Annotated in this window: 12 protein-coding genes; 9 read left to right on the plus strand and 3 right to left on the minus strand. The window is 67.0% G+C overall.

What is annotated here, in order from left to right; translation table 11 throughout:
* Nucleotides 1–702 carry an SIMPL domain-containing protein gene (locus NDR87_RS28400; protein WP_251916492.1) on the minus strand — a complete coding sequence of 234 codons (702 nt, stop codon included), beginning with the start codon at nucleotides 700–702 and terminating at the stop codon, nucleotides 1–3.
* 50 nt (nucleotides 703–752) lie between these two features.
* Entirely contained in the window at nucleotides 753–1,202 is a 450-nt protein-coding gene (locus NDR87_RS28405; RefSeq protein ID WP_251916495.1) for an SRPBCC family protein, read from the minus strand.
* 385 nt (nucleotides 1,203–1,587) lie between these two features.
* Here NDR87_RS28405 and NDR87_RS28410 point away from each other — a divergent pair, with 385 nt between their 5' ends.
* The 6 genes from NDR87_RS28410 (at nucleotide 1,588) to NDR87_RS28435 (ending at nucleotide 7,612) form a co-directional block, all read left to right on the plus strand.
* A complete protein-coding gene (locus NDR87_RS28410; protein ID WP_251916497.1) occupies nucleotides 1,588–3,261 on the plus strand; it encodes an FAD-dependent oxidoreductase in 1,674 nt (557 codons plus the stop codon).
* A gap of 12 nt (nucleotides 3,262–3,273) precedes the next feature.
* Nucleotides 3,274–4,764, plus strand: a complete 1,491-nt coding sequence (locus NDR87_RS28415) for an ATP-binding protein (RefSeq protein ID WP_251916499.1) — start codon at nucleotides 3,274–3,276, stop codon at nucleotides 4,762–4,764.
* On the plus strand, nucleotides 4,764–5,117 hold the full coding sequence (locus NDR87_RS28420; protein WP_251916501.1) for a UBP-type zinc finger domain-containing protein: 354 nt from the start codon (nucleotides 4,764–4,766) through the stop codon (nucleotides 5,115–5,117). The genes NDR87_RS28415 and NDR87_RS28420 overlap by 1 nt, the downstream gene beginning before the upstream one ends.
* Nucleotides 5,118–5,358: 241 nt before the next feature.
* A complete protein-coding gene (locus NDR87_RS28425) occupies nucleotides 5,359–6,249 on the plus strand; it encodes a helix-turn-helix domain-containing protein (protein WP_251916511.1) in 891 nt (296 codons plus the stop codon).
* A 93-nt stretch (nucleotides 6,250–6,342) separates the two neighbouring features.
* Entirely contained in the window at nucleotides 6,343–6,765 is a 423-nt protein-coding gene (locus NDR87_RS28430) for a hypothetical protein (protein WP_251916513.1), read from the plus strand.
* Nucleotides 6,766–6,820: 55 nt separating this feature from the next.
* Nucleotides 6,821–7,612, plus strand: coding sequence for a Clp protease N-terminal domain-containing protein (locus NDR87_RS28435; protein WP_251916516.1), 792 nt, complete (start codon nucleotides 6,821–6,823; stop codon nucleotides 7,610–7,612).
* A 12-nt stretch (nucleotides 7,613–7,624) separates the two neighbouring features.
* Here the strand turns inward: NDR87_RS28435 and NDR87_RS28440 are convergent, their stop codons facing one another.
* Entirely contained in the window at nucleotides 7,625–8,392 is a 768-nt protein-coding gene (locus NDR87_RS28440; RefSeq protein WP_251916547.1) for a trans-aconitate 2-methyltransferase, read from the minus strand.
* A gap of 95 nt (nucleotides 8,393–8,487) precedes the next feature.
* On the opposite strand from NDR87_RS28440, the gene NDR87_RS28445 reads away from it, so the two are divergent.
* The 3 genes from NDR87_RS28445 (at nucleotide 8,488) to NDR87_RS28455 (ending at nucleotide 11,294) form a co-directional block, all read left to right on the plus strand.
* On the plus strand, nucleotides 8,488–8,778 hold the full coding sequence (locus NDR87_RS28445) for a hypothetical protein (protein WP_251916517.1): 291 nt from the start codon (nucleotides 8,488–8,490) through the stop codon (nucleotides 8,776–8,778).
* Nucleotides 8,779–8,959: 181 nt separating this feature from the next.
* Complete coding sequence (gene groL, locus NDR87_RS28450) at nucleotides 8,960–10,585, plus strand: chaperonin GroEL (protein ID WP_251916519.1); 1,626 nt, start codon at nucleotides 8,960–8,962, stop codon at nucleotides 10,583–10,585.
* A 112-nt stretch (nucleotides 10,586–10,697) separates the two neighbouring features.
* Nucleotides 10,698–11,294, plus strand: a complete 597-nt coding sequence (locus NDR87_RS28455; RefSeq protein ID WP_251916521.1) for a Uma2 family endonuclease — start codon at nucleotides 10,698–10,700, stop codon at nucleotides 11,292–11,294.
* The last annotated feature ends 517 nt before the right edge of the window (nucleotides 11,295–11,811 follow it).

Consider the following 11,811-nt stretch of genomic DNA (forward strand, 5'->3'; position numbering starts at 1 on the left):
TCAGCCCAGGGTCCAGGTGACCGTCACATTGAATGTGACCGTCTGCATGCCCGGCTCCAACGGCACGTCCGACATCGGGGCCTGGTTGTAGCGCGGCCCGGGCGGCGGCGGTGCGCCGCCGCTGGCGGATTCGCTGACGGTCTTCACCTCGCGCAGCTTCAGTCCGGCCAGCACCGCGTACTGCTCGGCGCGCGCCTTGGCGTCGGCGAAGGCGCGGGCGCGGGCGTCGGCGAGCAGCTTCGAATTGTCGTCGAGGGCGAACGACACGCCCTGGACGCGGGTCTCGTTGCCACCCGCCTGCACCGCGGCGGCCAGGATCGCGGAGGCCTTGGGCAGTTCGCGCACCACAATGTGCAGCGAATTCGTCGCGTTGTAGCCGGTCACCTTCTGATCCGGGCCGTACTGCGGCTGCACCGAGACGTCGGCGGTCTGAACGTCCTCACGCTTGGCCCCGGCCCCGATGACGGCATCGGTGACCGCCTTCGCGCGGCTGTTGGCCGTATCCACCGCGGTGGATACATCGCCCGCGGTCACCGCGACGCCGAGATCGGCGTTGAGGATGTCGGGTGCGCCCCGCACCTGGCCGTTGCCGACCACGGTGACCTCACGAGCGGAATCGGAACCGGAGTCCGAATGTCCGCACCCGCTCACCAGGACGGCCGTCCCGGCCAGCGCTGCGGCAATACCTGTGATTCGTCGCATGCCTCAACCTAGGCGCCCCCACCCACGCGGCGGGCCCGAACACGCCGGAGTCAGGCCTCGGCGGCGGACTTGATCTTGGCCAGGGTGGTATTCATGCCATCGATCAGATTCTGTTCGAAGGCCAGTTCGCCGCCGAGCGCCGCGTCGATCAGCACGCGGACCGGCTTGCGCACCCCGTTGGGGATGTCGCGCCGCTCGGTCACCCGGGTGCCGCCGTCGATGGGCTCGAGCGTATAGCTCCAGATCGTGCCGTTCTCGATCATCTTGAATGCGAAGGCCCGGCCGGGCTCGAAGCGGACGATCCGCGAGGTGGTCGGATAGTAGTAGCGGCCGTCGCGGTTGAGATTGATCGTCCAGGTGCCCGCCCGGGGCTTGCCGAGCGCGACCATCCGGATGGTGTTCGGGCTGAACTCCGGCATCCGCTTCAGATCCGACAGCACCGCCCACACCCGCTCCGGCGGCGCGGCGATATCGATGACGGCTTCCAAGGGTTTCGGCAACGCTGCCTCCGAGAAGTGTGACGATCGGTATCAGATAGCTTAGCGGTCGCATTGTCGCCGCCCGGCTGTGATGCGGGTCGCATTCGCGGACGTGCCGATCCGATCGAATCGGCGATGTGATCGGGATCCGATTGTGTAATACCCCGGCCGAAATCGGGGATAGACCGGTCAGACCAGGTTTTGGAGTCCACTGCGAGGTGATCGGCCGTGAATTTACGCACCCTCCTGCATCGTCGGCAGGCGCAAACGCTCCCACACCTTCTTCCGCTGTCCGAGAACAACAACCCTGACGAACTCCTGGAACGCCTGCTCACCCCCAGCGAACTCGAACTGCTCCAGCGACAGCGACGGTGACGGGGCGGTGTAGACCGCCCATACTTTCGATGTGAGTTCACCAGCTGTCGCCAAACCGGCCATCCTGAGTGTCGACGACGATCCCGGTGTCTCCCGGGCCGTGGTGCGCGACCTGCGCCGCCGGTACGGCGCGGATTATCGGATCCTGCGCGCCGAATCCGGCCCCTCCGCGCTCGAGGCGCTGCGCGAGATGAAGTTGCGCGGTCAGCCGGTCGCCGTGCTGATCGCCGATTACCGCATGCCCGGCATGGACGGCATCGAATTCCTCGAGCAGGCAATGGATCTGCATCCCTATGCGCGCCGGGTTCTGCTGACCGCCTATGCCGACACCAATGCCGCCATCGAGGCGATCAATGTCGTGGACCTCGACCACTATCTGCTCAAGCCGTGGGATCCGCCGGAGGAGAAGCTGTATCCGGTGCTCGATGCGCTGCTCGAGGCCTGGCGCGGCGATGAGCAGCGCCCCGTGCACGAGACCAAGGTGATCGGCCACCGCTGGTCGGCCCGATGCTCGCAGGTGCGTGAATTCCTGGCCCGCAACCAGCTGCCGTATCGCTGGTATCTCGCCGATGAGCCCGAGGGCGCGCGGCTGCTCGAGGCGACGGGCGCCAGCGCGGACCAATGCCCGGTCGTCATCGATTCCGCCGGTCAGGCGCTGATCGCCCCGACCGACAGCGAGCTGGCGGGCAGCGTGGGCCTGAGCACCGATCCCACCGGGGACTTCTATGACCTGATCGTGGTGGGTGGTGGCCCCGCGGGTCTCGGCGCGGCGGTTTACGGCGCGTCGGAGGGGCTGCGCACGGTGCTGGTGGAGCGGACCGCGACCGGCGGCCAGGCCGGGCAGAGTTCCCGCATCGAGAACTACCTCGGCTTTCCCGATGGGCTGTCGGGTGCGCAGCTGGCCGACCGGGCCCGGCGCCAGGCGGTCAAATTCGGTGCGGAGCTGATCACCGCGCGCGAGGTGACCGGGCTGGAGGTGTGCGGTTCGGCCCGGGTCGTGCGCTTCGACGACGGCACCGCCGTCGCGGCCCATTCGGTGCTCATCGCCACCGGCGTCAACTACCGCCACCACCCCGCCCCCGGCGTGGACGACTTCACCGGCCGCGGCGTGTACTACGGTTCGGCCATGACCGAGGCCGCCGACTGCGCCGACCGCGAGGTCTACATCGTCGGCGGCGCGAATTCCGCGGGGCAGGCGGCGGTGTTCCTGTCCCGTAATGCCAGGGCGGTGCACATCCTGGTGCGCGCGGATTCGCTGGAGAAATCCATGTCGCACTACCTGATTCAGCAGATCGAGCAGATCCCCAACATCAAGGTCCACACCTGCACCGAGGTCGTCGCCGCCGACGGCGCGGACCATCTGGAGCGGATCGTGCTCCGCAACAACGCCACCGGCGTGGAGGAAAAGATCGAGGCGGAGCGTTTGTTCCTGTTCATCGGGGCCGCACCGGAGACCCAGTGGCTCGACGGCCTGGTCCGCCGCGACGAGGCGGGCTATGTGCTGGCCGGTCCCGATCTGATGGTCGACGGTAACCGCCCGCCCGGCTGGGAGCTGCCGCGGCCGCCGCATCACCTGGAGACCAGCGTCCCGGGTGTATTCGTGGCCGGTGATGTGCGCGCGGAGTCGGCGAAACGGGTCGCGTCCGCCGTGGGCGAGGGCGCGATGGCGGTCATGCTCGTCCACCGATACCTCGCGAAACAATAAGGAGGGCTCGCAGTGGCCGACAAAGCCGGGGGCGCCCGATTGATCTGTGATCCCGACGAACTGCGCACGCTGTTCCTGTTCGAGAAGCTCGACGACGAGCAGCTGGCCTGGCTGTGCCGCGACGGCCGGGTGGAGGAGTTCGAGCCCGGACTGGTCTTCCGCGAGGGCGATCCGGCCACCTGCTTCTACGTGCTGATGGCCGGTGAGGTGGTGCTGACCAAGCTCTCCGGCGGCGAGGAGATCGAGCTGGTCCGCACCCGGCATCGCGGCTCGTACGCCGGGGCGTGGTCGGCCTACATGGGCGACCGGGCGGATCAGAACTACACCGGTTCGTTCTACGTCACCGAGCCGTCGACGTTCTTCGTGCTCGACGCCGGAACCTTCGCGCGCATGGTGCAGCAATGGTTTCCGATGGCACTGCATCTGCTGGAGGGAGTGTTCTTCGGCAACCGCAACACCAACGAGATCATCGGCCAGCGCGAGCGGCTGCTGGCGTTGGGCTCGCTGTCGGCGGGACTGACCCACGAGCTGAACAATCCGGCTGCCGCCGCGGTCCGGGCCACCTCGGCCTTGCGCGAGCGGGTCGCCGGTATGCGGCACAAGCTGAAGATGATCGCGCACGGCAAATTCGATCCGGCCTCGCTCGAGGCGCTGGTGCAACTGCAGGAGGAGGCGGCCACACAGGTCGCCAAGGCGCCCACGCTGACCCCGATGGAGGCCGCCGATCGCGAGGACGAACTCGGGGACTGGCTCGCCGAGCACGGCATCGCCAACGGCTGGGATATCGCGCCCACCTTCGTGCAGGCCGGATTCGACATCGACTGGCTCGAGAAGGTCGCGGCCACGCTCGCCGGTTGCGACAGCGGCGTATTCGAGGGCGCGATCCGCTGGCTCAACTACACGGTCGAGACCGAATTGCTGATGAACGAGATCACCGACTCGACCACGCGCATCTCCTCGCTCGTCGACGCCGCCAAACAGTATTCGCAGATGGACCGGGCACCGTTCCGGGTGGTCGACATCCACGAACTGCTCGACAGCACGCTGGTGATGCTGGGCCGCAAGATCGGCGAGGGCGTCCGGGTGGTCAAGGAGTACGACCGCACGCTGCCGCAGGTGCCCTGCTATCCGGCGGAACTGAATCAGGTGTGGACGAACCTGATCGACAACGCGGTCGCGGCGATGGGCGGTCAGGGCACGCTGACCGCCCGCACCTATCGCGAAAACGACTGTGCGGCGGTGGAGATCCGCGACACCGGCCCGGGCGTGCCCGCCGAGCTGCGGCACCGGATCTTCGAGCCGTTCTTCACCACCAAGCCGGTCGGCGAGGGCACCGGCCTGGGGTTGGACATCTCGTTCCGCATCGTGGTCAACAAGCACGGCGGTGACATCCGGGTGGAATCGGTGCCGGGTGACACCCGGTTCATCGTCCGGCTGCCGCTGGATCCGAAGGGTCGCGCCGTGGAATCCGAAGTCACGCAAACCAAATCCGGAGGTGAGTGATGTCGCAGGCCATCGAGGGCATCGATCCGGCCGTCCCGCCGAGCGGGCCCGGCTGTGTGGAATGTGAGGCGGTCCAGGGCTGGTGGGTGCACCTGCGTCGCTGCGCCCAGTGCGGTCATATCGGCTGCTGCGACACCTCTCCCGAACAGCACGCCTCCCGGCACTTCGCCGCGACCGGCCACCCGTTCATCCGAAGCTACGAGCCCGGCGAGGAGTGGTTCTGGGACTTCCGCACCGAGGAGATGTTCGCCGAGGGTCCCGAACTGGCCCCGCCGCAGCATCATCCGGCCGACCAGCCCGCGCCCGGGCCGCGCGGCCGCGTGCCGAGCGACTGGCGCGACCACATCCACTGACCGGGTCTGCTGCACGACCGTGGCGTCGTTGTCGGAACGTGCAGCAGACTGCCAGTACCGGAACGTCTGCCAGGAATCGTTCCCGGTAGGCGGGGTGCACCGTCGCGGGTGGCTCAATACTGACGACGGCCACCCCGCCGAACTGAACCATACGGCGGGCGGAAACCGCACAATTGGCTGTGCGTGCACGCTGGTCGACTCACGGTGCATGGCAACGACGTGAGAGCAGGACGTGAATCCGATGGCAGCGCCGAGTCCGCCCCAGATGTCCTTCGAGGAACCAGTGCCGTGCCGTGGCCGCTGCGAGGTGTGGGCGCTGGGCAAGGTCATGCTGTTGCGGTCCCGGGTGCGCGATCTGCGCATCGTGCGCACGGCCAGGCAGGTGCGCACCGCCCCCGCGCCGGTGTTGCTGCTCAATCTCCAACAGCACGGCGAGGGCCACTACGAGCAGTTCGGCAGCCGGATGGTGGGGACGCCGGGCCGGATCGTGCCGCTGGATCTGAACGTGCCCTACCGCGTGCGCTGGGGTGGGGACTGCGATGCGCTGGGCCTGCGGGTGCCGCTGGATTCGTTGTGCCTGTCCGCGGCAACGGTTCGCCGGGCCACACCCCGGCTGTCGAGCAGTCCGGTGCATTCGCTGGTGGCGAATTATATTGTCGCCCTGTCGGATTCGGTCGACGATCTGGTGACGGGCCCGGCACTGTCGGTGTTGGGCGATTCCTGTGTCGAAATGGTTCGCGCCCTGCTGCTGTCGGCCGCGCAGGGCGCTGACGACGAGGTGCTGCCCGATACCGCGCTGCTGACCCGCATTCGCCGCTACGTTTTGGAACATCTGACCGATCCGGAGCTGAGCCCGGAGCGTATCGCGCGGGCCCACCACATCTCGGTCCGCTACCTGTACAAGCTGTGCGGTCGAGGGGAACTGAGCCTGGAACAGTGGATCATCACGCAGCGGCTCGAGCGCGCCCGCGGCGAACTCGCCCGCCCCGAAATCGGATATCGTTCGATCGCGACGATCTCGCGTATCTGCGGTTTCCGGGATCCATCACATTTCACTCGCCGCTTCCGGGCCGCCTATGGCATATCGCCCAGCGAATGGCGGCGCAGCGTGCTCGGTCGAGCCGCCGACTGATTTCGATCGGGTTTGCAACCCCGCCCCCGCCCGGTACGCTGCGACGCGCGCCGGACAGGCCCGGCGCTCCAGACCATCGGGGAATCGACGCTGATGACACGACTTTCGGCAACCGTAGCCGTCCTGGGCGCGCTGACCCTGGGGCTGACCGCCTGCGGCGGCAACGATTCGTCCGGACCCGACGGCGGCTCACATCCGCACGGTTCCACCACGACCGCCGCGCCGACGACCACCGCACCCACCACCTCCTTCACCGTGGTGGAACCGCCGAGCGAGGCGCCCGGCGGCGCCCACCCCCAATATTCGGCCCTGGGCCCGGCATCCCGCACGACCTGCAACGAGTTCAAGACGCTGGACACCGACGCGGAAAAGTCACTGATCGAGAAGGTGCTCGCGGAGAATCCGGGCTCGAAACTCGACGGCAACCCCAACCTCGCCCTCGGCACCGCCAAATTGGTATGCCTGGCCGCCAGCCAGGCCGACAAGCCGGTCGCCGTCGCCATCGGCATCGCCTGACAAGATCGTCAACTCACCGTTGACGTTTGCCTGTAAGTCAACCTATTGTTGACGCATGACAGAGAAGGTTCGCCTCGACGATCTGATCGAGGGCATCAAGAAGGCGCGGCCGGACAGCGCGCTGGAACAGCTGTCCGACGCCGTCGTGGTCGCCGGTCATCTGGGTGAGGTGGCCGATCATCTGATCGGCCACTTCGTCGACCAGGCTCGGCGCTCGGGGGCGTCCTGGACCGATATCGGGCAGTGCATGGGGGTGACCAAGCAGGCGGCGCAGAAGCGGTTCGTGCCCAAGTCCGATCCGGGGATGGATCCGAACGCGGGGTTCGCGCGCTTCACTCCGCGGGCGCGGGCGGTGGTGGTCCAGTCCCAGGAGGAGGCGCGCAAGGCGGGTAATGCCGAGATTCAGACCGAACACCTGATCCTCGGATTGCTGAGCCAGCCCGATGCCCTGGCGGCCCACGCGATCGTCGCCAAGGGGGTGAGTCTGGACGCGGTGCGCCGCGTCGCCAGCGCCGCCCTGCCTCCCTCGACGGCCGAGCTACCGGCGCTGATCCCGTTCAGTGCCCAGGCTCGCAAGGCCCTCGAGCTCACCTTCCGTCAGGCGTTGCGCATGGGGCACAACTACATCGGCACCGAGCACATGCTGCTGGCGCTGTTGGAGCTGGAGGACGGCGCGGGTCCCCTGTCCGGCTTGGGCCTGGATCGCGAGGACATCGAGAAGGACATCGTGGCCCAGCTGAATTCGCTGCTGGGCGAGCAGCCGCCAACGCCGCCGGTGCCGCCCACCCCGCCCGCGCCGCCTGTTCCGCCCGCGCCGCCGACGCCGCCGGTGCCGCCCACCCCGTAACCGCCCGTACCCCTATTCGGGAATGCGCGCGACCGCGAACACCCGCCGGAACGGTAACCACGTCGTCCCATCGGCATGCCGCGGGTACGCCTCCCGCAGCAGAACGGCCAACTGTCCGGTGAAGCGCTCCCACTCGACCTCGTCGAGCACCTCGCGCACCGGCCGCAGCGCGGTGCCCGAAACCCATTTCAGCACCGGATCCTCGCCGGTCAGCCGCTGTAGATAGGTCGTCTCCCAGGCATCGACCGCGCACCCTGCGGCGGTGAGGACGGTCGCGTACCCGGTCGGATCGAGCACATTGCGGGCCCGCAGCACCCCGGTCGGCTCGAGTCGTTCCCGCCATTCGTCCCGCGTCGCCAGCTCCCGGATGCGGCGATGCGAGGGCGCGTCGAAATTGCCCGGCACCTGAATCGCCAGCCAGGCCCCGCCGGGCAACTTCGCGGCCCATTCGGCGAGCAGGGTGGTGTGCCCGGTCACCCACTGCAGCACGGCATTACAAATCACCACATCGGTATCCGGCTCGGGTTGCCAGTCGCGCACGTCGAGCAGGCTCGCGGTGACCCCGCGCGCCCGCGCCGCGGCCACCATTTCGGGGGAGGAATCGGACGCTTCGACGATCGCCTCCGGCCAGCGCTGCCCGAGCGCGGTGGTCAAATGGCCGGGCCCGCATCCGAGATCGACGACACGCCGAGGATGTTCGGCGCGGACGCGGCCGAGCAGGTCGAAAAAGGGGCGGGAGCGGTGGTCGTCGAAGGCCAGGTACTGCTGGGGATCCCACATCAGCGGCTCCAGGGGTCGCACCTACCAAACCGTACGTACGTACTGTATTTCCGAAATGCAGGATTGCACAAGGGTTGTCCGGATACGATGTTGCTATGGCGGATGATCGCGATTCCGACCTAATAGCAGGGGAATTACGCTCCGACCTGCTGCGGGCGCTGTCGTATGTCCAGACCGAGACCGGTCCGGACGGTAGTTACATTGTCAATGGCGACTTGCCGCCCGAGGTGGCGCCGCCGTTCATCCGCGCAATCATGCGTATCGAGGCCGAGTTGCTGTTGAACGACGCCGAACAGGTCACCGTCGACCGCGGCGAACCGCGCTCGCCGGAGGAACGTCGCACCGACGCCTTCCTCGCTCTCGCCCTTCGTGTCACCGATACCTGACCCGCACTTCTCGACCTTGCACTCGGTATCTCAGAGTGCTAGAAAGGGATCTGGCACTCTCGACCTGTGAGTGCCAGGTCGGGATGGTGAGAGCGGGATCCACGACACTCCTGCTCGTCCGTCGCGGGCACCGAACCTGGCCAGATCGTGTCAATCCCCTGATCTGGAGGATCTCAACGCAATGGCCAAGACGATTGCGTACGACGAAGAGGCCCGCCGCGGCCTCGAGCGGGGCCTGAACAGCCTCGCCGACGCTGTCAAGGTGACGCTGGGCCCCAAGGGTCGCAACGTCGTTCTGGAGAAGAAGTGGGGCGCCCCCACGATCACCAACGATGGTGTGTCCATCGCCAAGGAGATCGAGCTCGAGGACCCCTACGAGAAGATCGGCGCCGAGCTGGTCAAGGAAGTCGCCAAGAAGACCGACGATGTCGCGGGCGACGGCACCACCACCGCCACCGTGCTCGCCCAGGCGCTGGTGCGCGAGGGCCTGCGCAACGTTGCGGCCGGTGCCAACCCGCTGGGTCTGAAGCGCGGCATCGAGAAGGCCGTCGAGGCCGTCACCAACCGCCTGCTCGACTCGGCCAAGGAGGTCGAGACCAAGGAGCAGATCGCCGCCACCGCCGCGATCTCCGCGGGGGACCAGTCCATCGGTGAGCTGATCGCCGAGGCCATGGACAAGGTCGGCAAGGAAGGCGTCATCACCGTCGAGGAGAGCAACACCTTCGGCCTCCAGCTGGAGCTGACCGAGGGCATGCGCTTCGACAAGGGCTACATCTCCGGCTACTTCGTCACCGACCCGGAGCGTCAGGAGGCGGTCCTCGAGGATCCGTACATCCTGCTGGTCGGCTCGAAGATCTCGACCGTCAAGGACCTGCTGCCGCTGCTGGAGAAGGTCATCCAGGCCGGCAAGCCGCTGCTGATCGTCGCCGAGGATGTCGAGGGCGAGGCCCTGTCGACCCTGGTCGTCAACAAGATCCGCGGCACCTTCAAGTCCGTCGCCGTGAAGGCCCCGGGCTTCGGTGACCGCCGCAAGGCGCAGCTGGCCGACATCGCCATCCTGACCGGTGGCGAGGTCATCAGCGAGGAGCTGGGCCTGTCGCTGGAGACCGCCACCCTGGACCTGCTGGGTCAGGCCCGCAAGGTGGTCGTCACCAAGGACGAGACCACCATCGTCGACGGCGCGGGCGACGCCGAGGCCATCCAGGGCCGGGTCGCGCAGATCCGCACCGAGATCGAGAACTCGGACTCGGACTACGACCGCGAGAAGCTGCAGGAGCGCCTGGCCAAGCTGGCCGGCGGTGTTGCGGTGATCAAGGCCGGCGCCGCCACCGAGGTGGAGCTCAAGGAGCGCAAGCACCGCATCGAGGACGCGGTGCGCAACGCCAAGGCCGCCGTCGAGGAGGGCATCGTCCCCGGTGGTGGTGTGGCGCTGCTGCAGGCCGGCCCCGCGCTCGAGGACCTGAAGCTCGAGGGTGACGAGGCCACCGGCGCGAACATCGTCAAGGTCGCGCTGGCCGCGCCGCTGAAGCAGATCGCCTTCAACGCGGGCCTGGAGCCCGGCGTGGTGGCCGAGAAGGTCGCGGGCCTGCCCGCCGGCCAGGGCCTCAACGCCGAGACCGGTGTCTACGAGGACCTGCTGGCCGCCGGCGTCGCCGACCCGGTCAAGGTCACTCGCTCGGCGCTGCAGAACGCCGCGTCGATCGCCGCGCTGTTCCTCACCACCGAGGCCGTCGTGGCCGACAAGCCGGAGAAGGCCGCCGCTCCCGCCGGCGACCCGACCGGCGGCATGGGCGGCATGGACTTCTGAGTCCACACCCCTTTCGAACCGAAGGCCGGACCATTACACGGTGGTCCGGCCTTCGGCCGTGTTCGGCATAGGATGGCCGAGACACCGTGATTCCGCCTATCCGAGGTGGCCCATGACCGCACTTCCCGCCTGGGCGACCGACCCGGAGATGCTCCTCATCACCGAGGAGGGATACGAAGCGCTGCCCGAGGAAGTGCAGAAACAGATCGAGGTCATCGATGGCCGCGTGATCTTCTGCCGAAGTGGGAGCGGCGAGCGCAACGTTGTGGCCCGGCGGCTGGCGAACGGCTTCGATGCGGCTCGCCCCTCGGAGCCCCGCATCAGGGTGCTCACCGACTTCGAGATGCACTATCGCGAGGTGCGGCCGCGCACTCCAGGCTTCTCGTTCCGACGGCCGGACGTCGTTGTCCACAAATGCATCTCGCGCGGTGAGAAGCTGTACACGGACGATGTGTTGCTGGTGGTGGAAGTTGTCTCACCTGGTTCGGAGTACACAGACACCGTGGACAAGCGGGCAGAGTACGCCGCCGAGGGAATCCCGGTCTATCTCGTCGTCCACCTCGACGACGATCTCCGAGTGAAGATCATTCAGGAATACCGGCTCGACTGGGCAAGCGGCAGCTATCGCCAGGCGGAGTTACATCAGGACGTGCTCGTGCTCCGGGAGCCGTATCCGGTGAAGATCGCCTTCGGCGACCTCGACACCTGATCTCGGCGGCTCGAGCGCGTGGCAGTCGGCGAGCCAGCCGTCCGTATTCGGCTGGTTTGGGCGCTTGACCAGGCGATTTGACATCGAAAGCGGTTGGCACGTAACTTATTCCAGGTCAGAGCGACACGGACACCGACCCGGGGCCGAGAGGCCGGGGAAACGAGGATGGACGAGGAGCGCCTGACGATCACACTGGCTCGACCGAGACCCCGATTTGGATCGTGGTGGAGGGCTGAGCTAAGCTGTAAAAGTTGCCTCACGATCAAGCGGGTGGAGAGCCCGGGAGATTGTTTGTGCGTGTGTTCTTTGAGAACTCAATAGTGTGTCGATGAATGTCAGTGCCAATTAATTTTGGTTCCGGTGCTCATACCCCCGTGTGGGTGTCGGACATTTTGTCAGCTAATTTCCGGCTGGCGTTTATAGTTAGGTTTTCGGACTCTGGTTCGAGATACTTCCGATTGGTCCTTCGGGGCTGGTTGAGAGTCTTCAACGGAGAGTTTGATCCTGGCTCAGGACG

Origin of the sequence: Nocardia sp. CDC159 (genome assembly GCF_023740735.1) — a bacterium.
Classification (GTDB): Bacteria; Actinomycetota; Actinomycetes; order Mycobacteriales; family Mycobacteriaceae; genus Nocardia; species Nocardia pulmonis.